Annotated in this window: 18 protein-coding genes; 8 read left to right on the plus strand and 10 right to left on the minus strand. The window is 63.0% G+C overall.

All coding sequences use genetic code 11. The features are described from left to right. Positions 1-120: 120 nt before the first annotated feature. The 3 genes from ACPJXG_RS03445 to ACPJXG_RS03455 are packed head-to-tail and all read right to left on the minus strand — an operon-like array spanning position 121 to position 2801. Positions 121-1290, minus strand: coding sequence for a vWA domain-containing protein (locus ACPJXG_RS03445; protein ID WP_070256030.1), 1170 nt, complete (start codon positions 1288-1290; stop codon positions 121-123). Continuing rightward, a complete protein-coding gene (locus ACPJXG_RS03450; protein WP_176387373.1) occupies positions 1284-1922 on the minus strand; it encodes a GNAT family N-acetyltransferase in 639 nt (212 codons plus the stop codon). Before ACPJXG_RS03450 ends, ACPJXG_RS03445 begins: the two co-directional genes overlap by 7 nt. Positions 1923-1931: 9 nt before the next feature. Continuing rightward, on the minus strand, positions 1932-2801 hold the full coding sequence (locus ACPJXG_RS03455) for an AAA family ATPase (RefSeq protein ID WP_219888207.1): 870 nt from the start codon (positions 2799-2801) through the stop codon (positions 1932-1934). A gap of 233 nt (positions 2802-3034) precedes the next feature. On the opposite strand from ACPJXG_RS03455, the gene ACPJXG_RS03460 reads away from it, so the two are divergent. Further along, a complete protein-coding gene (locus ACPJXG_RS03460) occupies positions 3035-3364 on the plus strand; it encodes a c-type cytochrome (protein ID WP_034746524.1) in 330 nt (109 codons plus the stop codon). An 11-nt stretch (positions 3365-3375) separates the two neighbouring features. Next, positions 3376-3717, plus strand: coding sequence for a c-type cytochrome (locus ACPJXG_RS03465; protein ID WP_425253415.1), 342 nt, complete (start codon positions 3376-3378; stop codon positions 3715-3717). A gap of 13 nt (positions 3718-3730) precedes the next feature. Here the strand turns inward: ACPJXG_RS03465 and norR are convergent, their stop codons facing one another. Continuing rightward, entirely contained in the window at positions 3731-5284 is a 1554-nt protein-coding gene (norR, locus tag ACPJXG_RS03470) for a nitric oxide reductase transcriptional regulator NorR (RefSeq protein ID WP_425253416.1), read from the minus strand. Positions 5285-5434: 150 nt separating this feature from the next. Between norR and nirK the strand changes: the two genes are divergently transcribed. The 3 genes from nirK to ACPJXG_RS03485 are packed head-to-tail and all read left to right on the plus strand — an operon-like array spanning position 5435 to position 9908. Beyond that, on the plus strand, positions 5435-6913 hold the full coding sequence (nirK, locus tag ACPJXG_RS03475; protein ID WP_425253417.1) for a copper-containing nitrite reductase: 1479 nt from the start codon (positions 5435-5437) through the stop codon (positions 6911-6913). 29 nt (positions 6914-6942) lie between these two features. Next, entirely contained in the window at positions 6943-7620 is a 678-nt protein-coding gene (ytfE, locus tag ACPJXG_RS03480) for an iron-sulfur cluster repair protein YtfE (RefSeq protein WP_176387376.1), read from the plus strand. A gap of 14 nt (positions 7621-7634) precedes the next feature. Beyond that, complete coding sequence (locus tag ACPJXG_RS03485) at positions 7635-9908, plus strand: nitric-oxide reductase large subunit (protein WP_425253418.1); 2274 nt, start codon at positions 7635-7637, stop codon at positions 9906-9908. A gap of 48 nt (positions 9909-9956) precedes the next feature. Here ACPJXG_RS03485 and ACPJXG_RS03490 read toward each other — a convergent pair whose 3' ends face one another. Genes ACPJXG_RS03490 through ACPJXG_RS03510 form a run of 5 tightly spaced genes read right to left on the minus strand, consistent with a single transcriptional unit; the run spans position 9957 to position 12919 of the window. After that, positions 9957-10340, minus strand: a complete 384-nt coding sequence (locus ACPJXG_RS03490; protein ID WP_425253419.1) for a DoxX-like family protein — start codon at positions 10338-10340, stop codon at positions 9957-9959. Further along, positions 10337-10807 carry a DUF2269 family protein gene (locus ACPJXG_RS03495; protein ID WP_425253420.1) on the minus strand — a complete coding sequence of 157 codons (471 nt, stop codon included), beginning with the start codon at positions 10805-10807 and terminating at the stop codon, positions 10337-10339. Before ACPJXG_RS03495 ends, ACPJXG_RS03490 begins: the two co-directional genes overlap by 4 nt. Further along, entirely contained in the window at positions 10804-11922 is a 1119-nt protein-coding gene (locus ACPJXG_RS03500) for a saccharopine dehydrogenase family protein (protein WP_425253421.1), read from the minus strand. Before ACPJXG_RS03500 ends, ACPJXG_RS03495 begins: the two co-directional genes overlap by 4 nt. 46 nt (positions 11923-11968) lie before the next feature. Beyond that, positions 11969-12391: a DUF1841 family protein gene (locus ACPJXG_RS03505; protein WP_035822173.1), complete on the minus strand. Its 423-nt coding sequence runs from the start codon at positions 12389-12391 to the stop codon at positions 11969-11971. 60 nt (positions 12392-12451) lie between these two features. Beyond that, positions 12452-12919: a DUF1203 domain-containing protein gene (locus tag ACPJXG_RS03510; protein WP_176387378.1), complete on the minus strand. Its 468-nt coding sequence runs from the start codon at positions 12917-12919 to the stop codon at positions 12452-12454. A 476-nt stretch (positions 12920-13395) separates the two neighbouring features. On the opposite strand from ACPJXG_RS03510, the gene mqo reads away from it, so the two are divergent. Then, positions 13396-14997, plus strand: coding sequence for a malate dehydrogenase (quinone) (gene mqo, locus ACPJXG_RS03515; RefSeq protein ID WP_035822170.1), 1602 nt, complete (start codon positions 13396-13398; stop codon positions 14995-14997). Positions 14998-15099: 102 nt separating this feature from the next. Here mqo and ACPJXG_RS03520 read toward each other — a convergent pair whose 3' ends face one another. Beyond that, a complete protein-coding gene (locus tag ACPJXG_RS03520) occupies positions 15100-15732 on the minus strand; it encodes an RNA pyrophosphohydrolase (protein WP_034780273.1) in 633 nt (210 codons plus the stop codon). A gap of 204 nt (positions 15733-15936) precedes the next feature. Between ACPJXG_RS03520 and ACPJXG_RS03525 the strand changes: the two genes are divergently transcribed. Both ACPJXG_RS03525 and ACPJXG_RS03530 read left to right on the plus strand, forming a co-directional pair. Further along, entirely contained in the window at positions 15937-17676 is a 1740-nt protein-coding gene (locus tag ACPJXG_RS03525; protein WP_278317024.1) for a proline--tRNA ligase, read from the plus strand. After that, positions 17673-18290, plus strand: coding sequence for a lytic transglycosylase domain-containing protein (locus ACPJXG_RS03530; RefSeq protein ID WP_278317023.1), 618 nt, complete (start codon positions 17673-17675; stop codon positions 18288-18290). Before ACPJXG_RS03525 ends, ACPJXG_RS03530 begins: the two co-directional genes overlap by 4 nt. Positions 18291-18335 lie beyond the last annotated feature (45 nt).

An 18335-nucleotide genomic window follows, 5' to 3' on the forward strand; every position in this document is an offset into this window, starting at 1 on the left:
GGCAGGGCTGGTATCAGCGTATGGTACCCGCCCGCAGCGGAGATGCTCCGCACGGTAGTGCCGTGTCGCAGTGTACGGCATGGCGGCCCCCTGCCGCCATGGACTTTTTGTTATGCGTTTTTATTTACTGAGCAGGCGCATGCCCCGCTCCAGCCCGTCGATCGACAGTGGGAACATGCGGTTGTTCATCAACTGCCGCATTACGCCGATCGACTGGCGGTATTGCCACAATCCCTCCGATTCGGGATTGAGCCAGATGAATTTCGGGAACGCCTGGGTAAAGCGCGCCAGCCACGTCGATCCCGCTTCCTCGTTGTTGTATTCGACACTGCCGCCCGGCTGCAGGATTTCATAGGGGCTCATGGTGGCGTCGCCGACGAAAATCAGCTTGGTGTCGGGCGGGTATTTGCGCAGCACGTCCCAGGTGGGAAAACGTTCGGCATTGCGGCGCCGGTTGTTCTTCCACAAATAGTCGTAGACACAGTTATGGAAGTAAAAGAACTCCATGTTCTTGAATTCCGTCTTCGCCGCCGAAAACAGTTCCTCGGTGCGCTCGATATGGTCATCCATGCTGCCGCCCACATCCAACAGCATCAGCACCTTGATGCGGTTCTTGCGCTCGGGCCGCATCCTGATGTCGAGGTAGCCCGCGTTGTTCGCCGTGGCGGCGATGGTGGCGTCCAGCGCCAGTTCGTCCTCCGCGCCTTCGCGCGCGAATTTGCGCAGGCGGCGCAAGGCGACCTTAATGTTGCGCGTGCCCAGTTCGCGCTCGCCGTCGTAATCCTTGTAGCTGCGCGCTTCCCACACTTTCACGGCCGTGCGGTTGCCGCCCTTGCCGCCGATGCGGATGCCTTCCGGGTTCGTGCCGCCATTGCCGAATGGCGACGTGCCGCCCGTGCCGATCCACTTGCTGCCGCCTTCGTGGCGTTCCTTCTGCTCCTTCAGCAGTTCATTGAGGCGGTCCATCAGCTTGTCATAGCCGAATTTTTCCAGCTGCGCCTTCTGTTCTTCGGACAGCTCGCGCTGCATGCGTTTCAGCAGCCAGTCAAGCGGTATCGCCGCGTTCGTGTCGAAGGCCGCATTGACGCCCTTGAAATACTGGGCAAACGCGCGGTCGAACTTGTCGAAATGGGCTTCGTCCTTGACCAGGGTCAGGCGCGCCAGATAGTAAAAATCATCCATCGACGCGTCGATGACGTTCTTTTGCAGCGCCTCAAGCAAGGTCAAAAACTCCTTGATCGAGACGGGAATCTTCGCATCCTTGAGCGTGAAGAAGAAATCGATCAGCATGGCGCGGGTTCCCCCGCGCGGGGCAGCGCGGCGATGGGGCGCTGCGCCAGCTTGTAGCGCAAATGCGCGGCAATTTCCGGCCACTCGCCCCGCGTGATGCTGTACATGACCGTGTCGCGCACGGTGCCGTCGCGGCGCAGCGCATGGTGGCGCAGCACGCCGTCCTTTTTCGCGCCCAGGCGTTCGATGGCCGCCTGCGAGGCATGGTTGAAATTATCGGTGCGCAGGCCCACCAGCGCACAGCCCAGCGTGTCGAAGGCGTGCGTCAGCAGCAGCAATTTGCAGGTGGTGTTGACGTGGCTGCGCTGGCAGCGCTTCGCATACCAGGTGTAGCCGATTTCCAGGCGTTTTACCTCTGGCACCACGTCGTGGTAGCTGGTGGTGCCCAGCACCTCGCCACTGGCCGCATCGATGACGGCAAAGGCGAAGCGCGAAGGGCGCATCTCGATGCCCTTGAAAATGTACTGGTCCACCTGGTCCGGCTCCGGCACGGAGGTGACGCGCAAGTTCCACAGTTCGCCATCCATGGCCGCTGCGCGCAGGCCGGCCGCATGGTGCGGCGCCAGCGCTTCGAGGCGGATGCCGTGCAGTTCCAGGGGGACGAAGACCTTGTCGGGGCTGATGTCGTTCACCGGCGCTCCTTAACGGTTGGTGCGCGACATGAACATCAGGCGCTCGAACAGGTGCACGTCCTGCTCGTTTTTCAGCAGCGCGCCGTGCAGCGGCGGCACGACGGCCTTGTTGTCCTTGCTGCGCAAGGCTTCGGCCGGGATGTCTTCGGCCAGCAGGAGCTTGAGCCAGTCGAGGAATTCCGACGTCGACGGTTTTTTCTTCAGGCCCGGCACGTCGCGCACTTCATAGAATGTTTGCAGCGCCTGCGCCAGCAATTCCTGTTTCAGGTGCGGGTAGTGGACGGCGACGATCTGCTCCATCGTGTCCTTGTCCGGGAATTTGATGTAGTGGAAGAAGCAGCGGCGCAAAAAGGCGTCCGGCAATTCCTTCTCGTTGTTCGAGGTGATGATGACGAGCGGACGGTGGCGCGCCGTGACCATTTCGCGCGTTTCATACACATAGAATTCCATGCGGTCCAGTTCGCGCAGCAGGTCGTTGGGGAATTCGATGTCGGCCTTGTCGATTTCATCGATCAAGAGCACCACCGGTTCAGGCGCCGTAAACGCCTGCCACAGCACGCCCTTGACGATGTAGTTCTGGATGTCGCGCACGCGCTCGTCGCCCAGCTGCGAATCGCGCAGGCGCGAGACGGCGTCGTATTCGTACAGGCCCTGCTGCGCCTTGGTGGTCGATTTGATATGCCATTGCATCAGCGGCATGTTCAGCGCGGCGGCCACTTCCTCGGCCAGCATGGTCTTGCCCGTGCCCGGCTCGCCCTTGATCAGCAGCGGGCGTTGCAGGGTCAGCGCCGCATTCACGGCCAGTTTCAGGTCGGCGGTGGCGACATAGCTGTCGGAACCTTCGAAGCGTTGGCCTTGCTGGGGGTGCTGTGCTTGCATGAGCGGTCTGCCAAAGTGGGGAAATGGTGAGTATAAACAGAACTGTGGCCCAGCGTCACGCAGGCGGCCTGTGCCTGCCTGCCTACAATGCGGGTTTTATAGGTGGACTTGCAAGAATATCTTGGCTAGAATCGGCAAGCAGCAGATTAATTGGCAACCTTAATTGTCAATACATAAAATCAATAAAAACCAGCTCTGGCGTTTCTCCGATTACCTTTGTTCACATTGCCACTATGAAAAAAATATTTGCACTTCTCGTGCTTGCCGGCATAGCAAATGCCGTCACAGCGGCTGACATTGTAGGAAACGCCAAGGCAGCCCCTGCCAAGGTGGAAATGTGTATCGGCTGCCACGGCATTCCCGGTTACAAGGCAACCTTCCCTGAAGTATTCCAGGTGCCGATGATCGGCGGCCAGCCGGCAAAATATATCGAGAATGCGCTGCAGGCCTACAAGAAGGGCGACCGCAAGCACCCCAGCATGAAGGGCATCGCCAGCAGTCTGTCGGACCAGGATATCGCCGATGTCGCCGCGTATTATGCGCAACAAGCCAAGACGAACTGAGGACCAGCCCGATGAAAACACTACTCGCCGCCCTCGTTTGCGCCACCGTCTCGTTTGGCGCCAGCGCCGCCGGCAATATCAATACAGGTAAAGCCCTGGCCGAAAAATACAGCTGCGCCACCTGCCACGGCAAGGATTACGGTTCGCCCATCGATCCGTCGTACCCGAAACTGGCGGGCCAGCACAAGGATTACCTGGAACACGCGCTGACCGCGTATAAACGGGGCGACAAGGCCAACGGCCGCAACAACGCCATCATGACGGGCCAGGTAAAACCGCTGAGCAACCAGGACATCAAGGACCTGGCAGCCTACCTGCACAGCTTGCCGAGCAGCCTGGTCACTCACCGCTGAGTTTGAGCTCGGCTCAGGCTTTCAAGCCGACCCTGCGCGCCAGTTTATGTAAATTGCTGGCGTCGAGTCCCAATTGCCGCGCCGCAGCGGCCCAGTTATCCTGATGCAGGATCAGCGCTTGCCGGATGGCCTGGCGCTGGCTCGCTTCCACGATCTGATGCATGGACAGCGGCGATGCCGCCGGCGTGCCGCACGCTGGCGCCAGCGGCAGCGCGTCCGCGCCGGCCGGCGCTTCCAGCGCATCGAGGTCGAGCATATCCGTTTCCAGCGTTACTATCTCTTTGCGGTTCGCGCCGCGGATCACGGCTTTCAGCGCGGCCCGGCTGATCACATGTTCCAATTCGCGCACGTTGCCCGGCCAGCGGTAATGGCACAAGGCGTTTTCCGCCGCGGCGGACAGGCGCAGGCTGCGCAAGCCCAGGCGCGCGCGGTTCAGTTCCAGGAATCCCCCGGCCAGCAGCAGCACGTCATTGCCCCGCTCGCGCAGCGGCGGAATCGGCACGGGATACACGGATAATCGGTGATACAGGTCGGCGCGGAACGAGCCGTCGCGCACATGTTCGCGCAGGCTGCGGTTGGTGGCGGCGATCACGCGTACGTTGACCCGGCGCGGCCGGTCCGCGCCCAGGCGCTGGATTTCGCCATTTTGCAAGGTGCGCAGCAGCTTGGCCTGTATCGACAATGGCAATTCCCCCACTTCATCGAGAAACAGGGTGCCCCCTTCGGCCGCCTCGAAGCGCCCGGGCCGGTCGCTGACGGCGCCGGAAAACGCGCCGCGCACATGGCCGAACAATTCGCTTTCGGCCAGGGACTCGGGCAAGGCCGCGCAATTGACGTGGATCAAAGGCTTGCCCGCGCGGCGCGACAGCCGGTGCAGGCGGTGCGCGCACAGCTCCTTGCCCACGCCCGTTTCCCCCAGCAGCAGCACGGGCAGTTCGGAATCGGCCACCACCTGCAATTCGTGCAGCAAATGCGTGATGGCGCTGCTCTGGCCGACGAAATCGTGTTCCTCGCGCGGCGCCTGCGCATCGGCCAGCATGGCGCCGCCCGACAGGCGCAGGGCGCGGATTTCCGTCTCCAGGCGGGTCACGCGCACGGCCGCCTCGATGGCGCAGGCCAGCTCACCCAGGTCGCGCTGCGCCTGCGTATCGAAGGTGCCCACCTGCAGCGCGTCGAGCGTGATCACGCCCCAGCGTTCGCCTTCCAGGTCCAGCGCCATGCCCATGCAGTCGTGCACGGGCAGCGGTTCGCCAGCCCGCTCGGCGATCAGGCCATCGTAGGGATCGGGCAGGGAGCTGTCGTGATGGAAGCACAGCACGCCGCGCCGCTGCAGGATGGCGGCCAGGCGCGGATGGTCGGCGACGGCGAAGCGGCGTCCCAGCGCGTCGCTGGCCAGGCCGGCCATCGCCACGGGGCGCAGGTGCTCGCCATCGATTTTCAGCAAGGCCACGGCCTCGCAGCCGAAGTGCGCGCGCAGGCTGCCGACGAGGCGCTGCAGGCGCACGGCCACGGGCAGGTCGGCGACCAGGTCGGTGAGCAGCAGCAGGTGGATGGCGGTGGTGGTCATAAGTACCATGCAGGGTACAACGGACCACGTCCAAAGAGGGTCATACCGACCCTGCATTTTTCAAATCGTTGATTTAAAACAAGTTTTTCCTGGCACACGGATTGCCTAGGTAAGGGTGCCGAACCGGCATACAAGACCAAGGAAAGCTTGATGAAAACGACTCCCTCCCTCCGCGCCATCGCCGCCGCCGCCGCCGCCGCCGTCTGCGTACTGGCCATGCCCCTGTCCGTGCAAGCCCAGGCGAGCCTGCCGGCCAGCGCCGCCGCCACCGCCGCCAAACCCGCTACCGCTGCGGTCAAGCGCTATGAACTGCAAACCAATATCGTCGACGGCAAGATGGTGTTCATCGACGCCAAGGGCCAGGTCAACCCCGTGCTGGCGGCCAAGGTGGGCGACACGGTGGAACTCGTGCTGAAAAGCGGCGAAGGCGCCGAGCACGATCTGCTGATCCCGGAACTGAACGTCGCATCCGCCAAGTTCAGCGCCAATAGCGGCAGCACCACCGTGCGCTTCAAGGTCACGCGCGCCGGCACGTTCACCTATTACTGCTCGATCCCCGGCCACCGCCAGATCGGCATGGAAGGCAAGCTGGAAGTGAGCGGCACGTCGCTGGCCGAGACGGCGGCACCGAAGGCCGCCAGCGAATCGAGCCAGGCCGCCGCGCTGGCCCTGTACACGCCCGCGCCGTCGCCGATGCGCGGCCCTGACCCATCTGCCGTCAACGTGGCGGCCAATCCGGCCTCGGTGCCGACCGCCATCGGCGCGCGCGCGCCGCAAACCCTGAAATACCGGATGGAGACGGTGGAACTGCCGGGCAAGCTCGATGACGGCACCAGTTTTACGTACTGGACCTTCAACCGCCAGGTGCCCGGCCCCATGCTGCGCGCGAAGGTGGGCGACACGGTGGAACTGACCCTGTTCAACGCCAAGGACAGCAAGATGATCCACTCGATCGACCTGCACGCCGTGACGGGCGGCCATGGCGGCGGACAGCACACGCAGGTGGCGCCGGGGCAGGAAAAAACCGTCACCTTCAAGGCGCTCAATCCGGGCCTGTTCGTGTACCACTGCGCCACGCCGCTGGTGCCGCAGCATATCGCGGCCGGCATGTACGGCATGATCCTGGTCGAACCGGAAGGCGGCCTGTCGAAAGTCGACCGCGAGTATTACGTGATGCAGGGCGAGATGTACACGGGCCGTCCGCACGGCGCGCCCGTGCACCAGGAGCCGAACCTGGAAAAAATGGCGAATGAACTGCCCGACTACTACGTCTTCAATGGCGAAGTGGGCGCCCTGAGCAAGACGCACAAACTGCAGGCGAAAGTCGGCGAAACGGTGCGCATCTATTTCGGCGTCGGCGGCCCGAACAAGATTTCATCGTTCCACATCATCGGCGAGATCTTCGACAAGGTGTACAGCGAAGGCTCGATCAGCAGCCCGAAACACGACGTGCAAACGACGCTCGTGGCGCCGGGCGGCGCGACCATCGTCGAACTCAAGGTACAGCATCCGGGCAGCTATCTGCTGGTCGACCATGCGCTGTCGCGCGCCGGCAAGGGCGCCGTGGGCGTGCTGGAAGTGACTGGCGAACCCGTGCCCGGCGTCTACCACGCGGGCGCGGTGCAATAAATCTACCTATTCATCCTCAAGGAACCATTATGGACATGATCGAGCTATCCCTGGGCCAGCTGGCCCGCCGCATCCCCGGCGCCACGCGCCTGTTCGATGCCCACCGCCTGGATTTCTGCTGCGGCGGCAACAAGACCCTGCGCGCGGCGGCCGAAGCGGCCGGCGTGGACACGGCACCCATCGTCAAGGAACTGCAAGTGCTGGCAGGACGGGCTGACGCCAGCGGCGAGCGTGACTGGCAGGAGGCCTCGGCCACCGAACTGGTGGAGCACATCCTGGCGCGCTACCACGCCGTGCACCGCGAGCAGCTGCCCGAGCTGATACGCCTCGCGCGCAAGGTCGAGCAGGTGCATGGCGACCGCGCCGACTGTCCGCACGGGCTGGCCGAACACCTGTCGGCCATGGCGCAGGAGCTGGAAAGCCATATGCGCAAGGAAGAAGACGTGCTGTTCCCCATGATCGTGCGCGGCCAGGGCCCCCGGGCCGGCGCACCGATCAACGTGATGCGCATGGAGCACGACGACCACGGCGTGGCCTTGCGCGCGATGGAGGCGATGACGAACGACATCACCGCACCTGGCGGCGCCTGCACCACCTGGCGCGCGCTGTACACGGGCTTGCGCACCTTCCGCGAAGACCTGATGGCGCATATTCACACTGAAAACAATATCCTGTTCGAGCGCTTTGCGCCGGCCGTGGTGCACTGACAAAGGAAAGACCCATGGGTCCCTACAAAAAACTCTGGTTCACCCTGATCGGTGTGCTGATCGTGACGTTTTCGCTGCTCGGCTACTACGGCACGGAAGTCTACCGGCAGGCGCCGCCCATCCCCGCGCAAGTGCTGGCGCAGGATGGCCGGCAGCTGTTCGACCGCGAGGGCATCCTCGATGGCCAGACGGCCTGGCAATCCGTCGGCGGCATGCAGCTCGGTTCCATCTGGGGCCACGGCGCCTACCAGGCGCCCGACTGGACGGCCGACTGGCTGCACCGCGAACTGACGGCCTGGCTGGAACTGGCCGCACAAGAGCAGCATGGCAAGGCGTACGCGGCGCTCGACGGCCCCGCGCAGGCGGCGCTGCGCGAAGCGCTCAAGCTGGAATACCGCGGCAACCGCACCGATGATGCGCAAGTGCTGCGCCTGTCGCCGCGCCGCGTGCAAGCGATCGCCAACACGGCGCACTACTACGACCAGCTGTTCTCCGACGCGCCGGCGCTGCACGCCAGCCGCGAGCATTTCGCCATGAAGGAAAACACCCTGCCCAGCGCCGAGCGGCGCGCGCAGATGACGCAGTTCTTCTTCTGGACGGCGTGGGCGGCCGCCACCGAACGTCCGGGCCAGAAAGTGACCTATACGAACAACTGGCCGCATGAACCGCTGATCGGCAACCAGCCCAGCGGCGAAAACCTCGTCTGGTCCGTTGCCAGCGTGGTGGTGCTGCTGGCCGGCGTGGGCTTCCTCGTCTGGGGCTGGGCCTTCTTGCGCGACCACGACGAAGCGCTGCCGGCCGCCGGTCCGCGCGATCCGCTCACCACGTTCGCGCTGACGCCTTCGCAGCGGGGACTGGGAAAATATCTGTTCCTGGTGGTGGCGCTGTTTACCTTCCAGGTCTTCATCGGCGGCTTTACGGCGCACTACACGGTGGAAGGGCAGCAGTTCTACGGCGTCGACGTGTCGCGCTGGTTCCCGTATGCGCTCACGCGCACCTGGCATATCCAGGCCGCGCTGTTCTGGATCGCCACGGGCTTCCTGGCCGCCGGCCTGTTCCTCGCGCCCCTGATCAATGGCGGCAAGGACCCCAAGTGGCAGCGCCTCGGCGTCGACGTGCTGTTCTGGGCCCTCGTCGCGGTCGTCGTCGGTTCGTTCATCGGCAACTACCTGGCCATCGCGCAAGTGATGCCGCCCGAGTGGAATTTCTGGCTGGGGCACCAGGGTTATGAATATGTGGACCTGGGACGCTTGTGGCAGATCGGTAAATATATCGGCATCCTGCTGTGGCTCGTGCTGATGCTGCGCGGCGTCGTGCCGGCCCTGCGCAAGCCGGGCGGCGACAAGAACCTGCTGGCGCTGCTGACCGCATCCGTCGGCGCCATCGGCCTGTTTTACGGTGCCGGCCTGTTCTACGGCGAACGCACGCACCTGTCCGTGATGGAATACTGGCGCTGGTGGGTCGTGCACCTGTGGGTGGAAGGCTTCTTTGAAGTGTTCGCCACGACGGCGCTGGCCTTCATCTTCTCGACCCTGGGCCTGGTGTCGGTGCGCATGGCCACGACGGCCAGCCTGGCGTCGGCCTCGCTGTTCATGCTGGGCGGGATACCCGGCACTTTCCACCACCTGTACTTCGCCGGCACCACCACGCCCGTGATGGCCATCGGCGCGAGCTTCAGCGCGCTGGAAGTGGTGCCGCTGATCGTGCTGGGGCATGAAGCGTGGGAAAACTGGCGCTTGAAGGAGCGCGCGCCGTGGATGGAGCAGTTGCGCTGGCCCATGATGTGCTTTGTCGCCGTCGCCTTCTGGAACATGCTGGGCGCGGGCGTGCTGGGTTTCATGATCAACCCGCCCGTGGCCTTGTACTATATCCAGGGCCTGAACACGACCCCCGTGCATGCGCATGCGGCGCTGTTTGGCGTGTACGGTTTCCTGGCGCTGGGCTTTACCTTGCTGGTGCTGCGCTATCTGCGGCCCGACTACCGCTTCAGCCCTGCCTTGATGAAGACGGCGTTCTGGGGCTTGAATGCGGGACTGGTGCTGATGATCTTTACCAGCTTGCTGCCGATAGGCATCATCCAGTTCCACGCCAGCGTGACGGAAGGCCTGTGGTATGCGCGCAGCGAGGCATTCATGCAGCAGCCGCTGTTGCAGAACCTGCGCTGGATACGCACCTTCGGCGACGTGGTCTTCATCGCCGGCGCGGTGGCCATGGCGCTGCAGGTGGTGCTGGGGTTGCTGGGCAAGGCGAAGGCACCCGCGCTGCCACAGGCGGTACGGCCAGCCTGATCGGTTGCTGCGCCGCCGAGTGTTGTTGATCGATCTCCCGAAGCCGTGCTAGCCACGGCTTTTTTCATATAGGGCCAGGAAGACGAGGCCGGCGACCAGCGGGATATTTTTCGTCAGCGGCCCGAAAGGGTGTATCAGGAATTCCGGCAGGAAGACGGCGATCACCAGTGTATAGCCGGCCACCAGCGCGCACTGCGTCCACCATAGCAACGGCCTGGCATGGAACAGCGAGGCAATGCCCATGGCCAGGTCGGCCAGGCAGGAGGCGGCAAACACGTGTTCCGTCTGCAGCGTGATGCCGCTGCGGCGCAGCCATGCGAGCGATTCGGCATGCGGATACAGATACCAGGACACAAACGCCGTCGATAGCCAGATAAAGGCCATGCCGAGGCGCATGGCCCAGTACAGCCCTTGCAGCTTGGCTTGTGTCATGGCGCGGGCTTGGCAACCATCAGCCAGTAGACCAGTATGAGCGCGGCAAATGCGGGCACGCCAAGCCAGAACCAGCAGCGCGCATAGAACCAGTACAGGCGCGGCAGCGGTGTGCCCGTGTCGTCAGCCAGACGGGCCAGGCTGCGCATGCGGATTTGCAGCCATACCACGGGTAGCCAGCAGGCGCCGGCCAGCGCATACAGCAGCATCGAGGCGAGGACCCAGCCGGACAGGATCGGATAGCCGGCCAGGTGCGCCAGGGCCAGTCCGGACAGCGGCTGGACAATGACGGCCGGCGTGGTGAACAGCCAGTCGGCCAGCACGGTCTTTTCGGACGACAGGCGGATCGCACGCACCTCGCCGCCGCGGTCGTTGATCCACTTGAAGAAAGCGATGCCGATGCCGGTGCCAAACAGGATGGTGGCGCTGAGGATATGCAGCCATTTGACGAACAGGTACCAGCTCATGCCGGTACCTCGGTCACATCATGGTCTTGCAGCGCGGCCAGGTAATTTTCCACCGTGAGCAGGCCGACGCAGGGCATCGCGCCGCGCGGTAGCGGCGCGCCACCGCTGCTGGCGCTGGCCAACCGGTTCGCCAGCGCGATCGACGCACCGCACGGGATATGCGGGCCGTGGTTTTGCGCCGCCAGCAATTGCCAGGTCAGCGTCAGCGGCAGGCCATCGAGTCCCGTGCCTAGCAACGTCACAAACATCGCGCCTTTGTCGCTGACCAGCGGTTCCACCCATTGGCTGATGGCGTGCAATGGCCTGACCAGCGGCAGCAGGCTGCGCAACAGGCCTAGGCGCACCAGTTGCGCGGCAGCCCAGACGAACAGATGGCCGGGCGCACCGGCAAAACCGGCGTGAAAAGTGACGGTGCCGAGGCCCGGATAGCGTTGCGGGAACAGGGCCAGGTCGGGCACGTCGCAGCTGCCCAGCAAGCGCCGTCCCACGGGCGCGGCAAAGCGGTGGCGCTTCAGGTCGAGCCAGCCGTGCGTGGTCTGCTGGCTGCCGGCAACCAGGCGCTGGAACGGTTTGCCACAGTACGAGAAGATGCCGGCCATTGTGGCGATGCCCGGCGCGCGGGCGCCGGAGGCGATGCCTTGGCGGATCGATGTGAGCTGGCGAAAGCGCGGCAGGTAGCGGTCCACCACGGCCGAGGACAGCGCTGGCAGCGAGCTGGCACCGCTGGTGACGAACACGCCGCGCTGGCGCGCCAGGTCGTCGAGGCTGGCGATGCCGGCGACAAAATCGCGGCCGTCGGCCAGGTCGATATAGTTGGCGCCGGCCTCGATCGTCGCACGGGCGACGCGGTAATCCTGGCCCTGGAACGGGCCGGCGGTATGGATCAGCGTATCGACGCCCAGTTCGGTCAGGCGCCGCGCCAGATCAGGTGCATCGGCATCGAGCGCCAGTGCTTGCAGCGGCGGCAAGCCCAATTGCGCCACCAGTGCCCTGGCCTTGGCGGCATCGCGCCCGGCCACCAGCAGATGGATATCCTGGTTGCCGGCTAGCGCATGGCAAATGCGCGTGCCGAAAAAACCGTAACCGCCGAGTACGAGAATGGTGTGATGGGCCAAGATATCCTTCAGTGGCTGAGTTTCTTGGCAACATGATACTGCCTGATCAGCGGCGCCGCACGCAGTCGATGTAGGCTTCAGTATCCGGCGGCAATCCCGAGCGCTGCGAAGCCCAGATCATCTGGCCCAGGCATTCCATCACTTCGTGCTGGGCTGCATGGGCCGAATCGAGGCGCTGGGTCAGCTGCTGGACGGCCGGGCGGATGCCGCGCGGCTGGTCCACCTGCACTTGCTCCGTGATCGACAGATGCATGGACAGGTGCAGGAAAGGATTGGCTTGTCCCCCTTCGACGGAGTAATCGCGCGCCAGCGCCGCTTCCACGTCGGAGAGCTCGTTTTCATACTCGGGATGTTCGAGGATCCAGTCGAGTGCGATGGCTTCCATCGGCGTGAGGATGTCATGGGCGCGGTGCTTGCGCAAGGTGTCGCAAAAGAAGCGGCGCACATCGTCGGAAGAAGGATTGAACATCGTTTTGGCACGGGGCTGAAAAGGGCAGGCGATATTGTACCGCGTAGCCGTGATAAGTTCTCAGGCCCGGTCGATCCTGCCCGCATAACAACCACGCTTGGCATTGTGCACGTGGATATAGCTGACAGCCGGGTTCTCAAACAGCCGCGCGATCACGGTTTCGATGGCCGTGCCTTCCACCACATCGGCGTCGACCATCATCCCATCTTCCGTATAGCCGCGCAGCGACAGCAGCCGAATGCGCATCGATTCCGGCACCTGGTCGACGGCGTCATAGGTTTGCGTGGCTCCCTCACGGATAAAGATGGCGTGCGAGGCCCGGTAGGGCGTGTCCGCATCCTGGCAAACATGGTTCAGCAGCAGCACCGTGTCGCCGATCGCCGCGTCGCGCAGTTCGATGCGGTCCGGATAACCGGGCTGGCTGTCGACCACGTGGCGGATCATGCCCAGCGCGGCCAGTTCGGCGTCGGGCAGGCCGAAACAGGCCAGGAAAGGGGTGGGCAACAGGCCGCGGATACGAAAAGACATGGTCAAGCTCCGGTGTGGTCAAAGCGTTATCACACCACGATGGATACGGGCCCGCCATCCGTATCTTGCTCCGTATTGCGCCGTGCATTGCTGCATCAACTGGATTTTAACGCCTGGTTACCGTTAAATTAATACTCCACAGTAAGTGTTATCCACGATCCTGAGGGCCCGGCAAGGGCAAATAACGGTGATAAAATCGCTGTTCTTGATATTTGCTATGGACATTCGCCGTGTTGTGAGCTTGGCCCCGCGCGAGGGCCATCACAGCAGCGGCGCCGTGTTTTCCTTGTCCGCACCATCGCCACCCGATCGCTGCCGCAACTTGCGGCGCGGCGGCAGCATGCTTGCTTCATCACCATCGTTATCCTTTGATCCGGCCGTTTTTTTGCTGGAGGGATAGCCATTTCCGATGATCTGGCACTTGCCGCCCGGTGGCCTGGAAGAGCCACCCCTCAGTATTCATAACGGAGTTACCCATGCGTAAATCGCTATTACTTTTGATGTCGTGCCTGATCCTGGCGGCATGTAACAAGACCCCTCCGGCCTCGTCCGAAAAACCGGTCGACGTGCTGCTGATCGGCGCCGGCACCATGAGCGCCACCCTGGGCAGCATGCTCAAGGAACTCGACCCGTCGCTGACGATGGAAATGGTCGAGCGCCTCGATTCCGTGGCCGCCGAAAGTTCGGACGCGATGAATAACGCGGGCACGGGCCACTCGGCGTTTGCCGAACTGAACTACACGCCGGAAGCGGCCGATGGCAGCATCGAGACCAAGAAAGCCGTTGCCATCAACGAGCAATTCGAAATTTCCAAGCAATTCTGGGCCTATCAGGTCGCCAACAAGCATCTGGGTGCGCCGCAAACCTTCATCAACAATGTGCCGCACATGGCCTTTGTGTGGGGCGACGACAATATTGCCTTTTTGAAGAAGCGCTATGCCGCGCTGCAAAAGGAAAACCTGTTCAAGGGCATGCTGTTCTCGGAAGACCAGGCGCAGATCGAACAATGGGCGCCGCTCGTCATGCAAGGCCGCGACAAGGGCCAGAAAGTGGCCGCGACGCGCATGGAAATCGGTACCGACGTCAATTTCGGCAACCTCACGCGCGGTCTCGTGAAATACCTGACGGACAGCCACGGCATGGTCTTGCACCTGCGCCATCAGGTGGAAGACATCCAGCGCGGCGCCGATGGCGTGTGGAACGTCACGGTGAAAGACCTGGCCGCCGGCAAGGAAAAGACCATGCGCGCCAAGTTCGTCTTCATCGGCGCCGGCGGCGGTTCGCTGCCGCTGCTGGAAAAATCGGGCATTCCTGAAGCCAAGGGCTACGGCGGCGTGCCGGTCGGCGGCCAATGGCTGGTGACCACGAATCCGGAACTGGTGGCGGCGCATGCGGCCAAGGTCTACGGCAAGGCGTCCGTCGGTTCGCCGCCGATGTCCGTGCCGCATCTCGATACGCGCATCATCGACGGCAAGAAAGCCCTGCTGTTTGGCCCGTTTGCCACCTTCTCGACCAAGTTCCTGAAAAACGGTTCGTGGATCGACTTGCCTGCCTCGATCGGCACGGGCAATGTGAAACCGATGCTGCAAGCCGGTTACGACAATATTCCGCTGACGAAATACCTGGTGGAACAGGTCATGAACTCGCCGGAAGACCGTTTGAACACCCTGCGCGAGTACTTGCCGAACGCCAAGATGGAAGACTGGACCTTGCAAAACGCCGGCCAGCGCGTGCAGATCGTCAAGGATGACCCTGTCAAAGGCGGCTTGCTGCAGTTCGGCACGGAAGTCGTCGGCGCCGCCGATGGCAGCATCGTTGCCCTGCTGGGCGCATCGCCAGGCGCCTCGACCGCGCCGCCGATCATGATCAAGGTGCTGCAAACGGCATTCAAGAGCCGTCTGGCCACGCCAGAGTGGCAAGCCAAGATGGTGGAAATGGTGCCGTCGTATGGCCAAAAGCTGAACAACGATCCGGCCCTGGCCAACAAGATCCGCCACTACAGCAGCAATATCCTGGGCTTGAAAGCGATCACCCTGGATGTGGCACCAGCGCCAGCACCGGCGCCTGCGGCAAACTAAGTCAGCCTGACCGGCAGGGAAGTTTCCTGCCGGCATGAAAAAAGGGGCAGCCTGGTCAGGCTGCCCCTTTTGCGTGGGAGAGTGCGTTCATGGTGCGGCGGACTACTCCTTGCCTGGCAGAATCAGCTCCGGCGTACACCCTTCGGCGGCGATGCCGTCGCAAGGCTTGGCCAGTGCCGTACCATCCTGCGCCCGTGGCGCATGGGGCTGGCGCAGGTAGCGCGACGTGTGGCGGTGCGCTTGCTGTGCGTTGCCATGCACGGGCCAGGTCAGGAAGCGGGACAGCTCCTGCAAGGCGCGCTGGTAAACATCGCGCTTAAATTCAATGACGACATCGAGCGGGACCCAATATTCATGCCAGCGCCAGGCGTCGAACTCGGGATGGTCGGTCAGGCGCAGATTGACGTCGTTATCGCGCGCGCACATTCTCAGCAGAAACCAAATCTGCTTCTGGCCACGGTAATGGCCGCGAATCTCGCGCTTGATGAAGTGGTCTGGCACTTCATAGCGCAGCCAGTCGCGGGTGCGGCCGACAATTTTGACGTGTTCCTGTCTGAGTCCGATTTCCTCTTCAAGTTCGCGAAACATGGCTTGTTCCGGTGTTTCGCCATATTTGATACCGCCTTGCGGAAACTGCCATGAGTGCTCGCGCACCCGCTTGCCCCACCACACCTCGTTCTGGGCGTTTAGCAGGATGATGCCGACGTTGGGCCGAAACCCTTCACGGTCGAGCATAATGCACCTCAAACTTTCTGCGACAGTGCGTCTTTTTTTACATAATTACCCACAACTTCGCAAGCCGGTGACCTTTTCGGGGTGCGAAAAGCGCCGGAATCGCACCAATTGAGCGCATTTGTGTAAAGTATGGACGCATCAGCCAGCTAATCCTTTAAAATTAGGTTGATTATAACCCTCTCTTTTTAAAAAGAATTCACCGTTATGCGCGCCTCCCGTTTTTTTATTTCCACACTTAAAGATGCACCTTCTGACGCGGAAATCGTCAGCCACCAATTGATGATGCGTGCAGGCATGATCAAACGCCTCGGTTCCGGCATCTATACCTACATGCCGATGGGCTTGCGCGTGATCCGCAAGGTGGAAGCCATCATCCGTGACGAGATGAACAAAGCCGCCGGTATCGAACTGCTGATGCCGCTCGTGCAGCCAGCCGAACTGTGGCAAGAGACGGGCCGCTGGACCAAGATGGGCGACGAACTGATGCGCGTGAAAGACCGCCACGGCCGCGAATACGCGATCCAGCCGACGTCGGAAGAAGTCATCACTGACGTCGTGCGCACGGAAATCAAGTCCTACCGCCAGCTGCCGTTGAATTTTTATCACATCCAGACCAAGTTCCGCGACGAGCGCCGCCCACGCTTCGGCCTGATGCGCGGCCGCGAATTCACGATGAAGGACGCCTACTCGTTCGACCGCGACCTGGCCGGCATGCAAGCGTCGTACAAGGTCATGTTTGACGCCTACACGCGCATCTTCACGCGCTTCGGCCTGAAATTCCGCGCCGTGGCAGCCGACAACGGCGCCATCGGCGGTTCCGGTTCGCATGAATTCCACGTCATCGCCCACACGGGTGAAGACGCGCTCGTGTACTGCCCGACCTCCGACTACGCCGCCAACATGGAAGCGGCCGAAGCGCTGCCGCCAGCCGGCGAGCGCCCAGCCGCCGCCCAGGCACTGACGAAAACGGCCACGCCGGACACCGTCAAGTGCGAAACCGTGGCCGCCTTGCTGGGCCTGGAACTGTCGCGCACCGTGAAAACCATCGCCCTGACGGTGGAAACGACGGGCAAGGACGAGAAAGTCACGAAACAGCACTTCATGCTGCTGCTGCGCGGCGACCATGAATTGAACGACATCAAGGTGGGCAAGGTTGCCGGCCTGGCCGGTCATCGTTTCTCGACGGAAGCGGAAATCCTGGAAGTTTACGGCACGATTCCTGGCTACCTGGGCCCGATCGGCACGCAAGCCCCCGTCACCGTGGTGGCGGATCGCACGGTCGCCCACATGAGCGACTTCGTCTGCGGCGCGAATGAGGCCGGTTTCCACTACACGGGCGCCAACTGGGGCCGTGACGTGGCCGAGCCTGCCATCGTGGCTGATTTACGCAATGTCGTCGCCGGCGACGCTTCGCCGGACGGCCAGGGCGCACTCGCCATCGAGCGCGGCATCGAAGTGGGCCACGTGTTCCAGCTGGGTACGGCGTACTCGGAAAGCATGAAAGCCACCTTCCTCGACGAAAACGGCAAGCCTGCGCCGCTGCAGATGGGCTGCTACGGCATCGGCGTGACGCGCATCCTGGGCGCCGCCATCGAGCAGAACTTCGACGACAAGGGCATCATCTGGCCCGCGTCGATCGCGCCATTCGAGGTCGTGCTGTGCCCGATGGGCATGGACCGCAGCGAACTGGTCAAGGAAGAGACGGAGAAGCTGTACGCGGCCCTGCAAGGCGCTGGCGTGGACGTCATCGTCGACGACCGCGGCTTGCGCCCTGGCGCCATGTTCGCCGACTGGGAACTGATTGGCGTGCCGCACCGCATCGTCATCGGCGAGCGCGGCCTGAAAGAAGGCAAGCTGGAATACCAGGGCCGCCGCGATACGGAAGCTTCCGGCGTGGCACCGGACGAGATCGTCGCCTTCATCCAGGGCAAAATGGCGCAGTGAAGCGTTTATCTGTAAGCAAGACGGCTGGCGCGCTCGCGCTGGCCGCCGGCCTGGCCTGCGTCTCTCCGGCGCAGGCCGGCAACCAGAAGGAGGAGGCGCTGGCCGACTCCGTCCGTCTGGCCCTGTCGCACGCGATCCGCGACGAACGCCCGCCGCAACCCAAATTTGCCACGCCCGCCGACTTGCAGCGCTACCAGCAATGGCTGGCGCAGATGTCGTCGCGCCTGCAGCGCAAGCTGCCGGACGCCCAGCTGCGCACGGAATTCCTGGAAACCGTCTGGTATGAAGCGCGCCGCGCGGGCCTGGAACCGGCCCTCGTGCTGGGCCTGATCCAGGTGGAGTCCGCCTACCGCAAGTACGCCGTCTCGCTGGCCGGCGCGCGTGGCTACATGCAGGTGATGCCATTCTGGACGGGCGTCATCGGCGACCATGACCGCAGCAAGCTGTTTCACATGCAGACGAATCTGCGCTACGGCTGCGCGATCTTGCGCATGTACCTGGATATGGAAAAAGGCGATTTGTACCTGGCGCTGGGGCGGTATAACGGCAGCCGGGGGCGGGCCGAGTATCCGAATGCGGTCAGGGCGGCTTGGCGGCAGTGGGAATTCAAATGAAGGCTGGGGTCAGACCCAACGGGTCTGACCCCAAAAAAATGCCCC

It is taken from the genome of Janthinobacterium sp. NFX145 (assembly GCF_049810325.1).
Lineage (GTDB): Bacteria > Pseudomonadota > Gammaproteobacteria > Burkholderiales > Burkholderiaceae_D > Janthinobacterium > Janthinobacterium rivuli.

Coding starts and splice junctions, on each gene's coding strand:
- ACPJXG_RS03505 (WP_035822173.1), bottom strand. CDS start 12,391: ATGTTCAATCCTTCTTCCGACGATGTGCGCCGCTTCTTTTGCGACACC.
- norR (WP_425253416.1), bottom strand. CDS start 5,284: ATGACCACCACCGCCATCCACCTGCTGCTGCTCACCGACCTGGTCGCC.
- ACPJXG_RS03495 (WP_425253420.1), bottom strand. CDS start 10,807: ATGAGCTGGTACCTGTTCGTCAAATGGCTGCATATCCTCAGCGCCACC.
- nirK (WP_425253417.1), top strand. CDS start 5,435: ATGAAAACGACTCCCTCCCTCCGCGCCATCGCCGCCGCCGCCGCCGCC.
- ACPJXG_RS03510 (WP_176387378.1), bottom strand. CDS start 12,919: ATGTCTTTTCGTATCCGCGGCCTGTTGCCCACCCCTTTCCTGGCCTGT.
- ACPJXG_RS03445 (WP_070256030.1), bottom strand. CDS start 1,290: ATGCTGATCGATTTCTTCTTCACGCTCAAGGATGCGAAGATTCCCGTC.
- ytfE (WP_176387376.1), top strand. CDS start 6,943: ATGGACATGATCGAGCTATCCCTGGGCCAGCTGGCCCGCCGCATCCCC.
- ACPJXG_RS03455 (WP_219888207.1), bottom strand. CDS start 2,801: ATGCAAGCACAGCACCCCCAGCAAGGCCAACGCTTCGAAGGTTCCGAC.
- ACPJXG_RS03485 (WP_425253418.1), top strand. CDS start 7,635: ATGGGTCCCTACAAAAAACTCTGGTTCACCCTGATCGGTGTGCTGATC.
- ACPJXG_RS03525 (WP_278317024.1), top strand. CDS start 15,937: ATGCGCGCCTCCCGTTTTTTTATTTCCACACTTAAAGATGCACCTTCT.
- mqo (WP_035822170.1), top strand. CDS start 13,396: ATGCGTAAATCGCTATTACTTTTGATGTCGTGCCTGATCCTGGCGGCA.
- ACPJXG_RS03460 (WP_034746524.1), top strand. CDS start 3,035: ATGAAAAAAATATTTGCACTTCTCGTGCTTGCCGGCATAGCAAATGCC.
- ACPJXG_RS03490 (WP_425253419.1), bottom strand. CDS start 10,340: ATGACACAAGCCAAGCTGCAAGGGCTGTACTGGGCCATGCGCCTCGGC.
- ACPJXG_RS03465 (WP_425253415.1), top strand. CDS start 3,376: ATGAAAACACTACTCGCCGCCCTCGTTTGCGCCACCGTCTCGTTTGGC.
- ACPJXG_RS03520 (WP_034780273.1), bottom strand. CDS start 15,732: ATGCTCGACCGTGAAGGGTTTCGGCCCAACGTCGGCATCATCCTGCTA.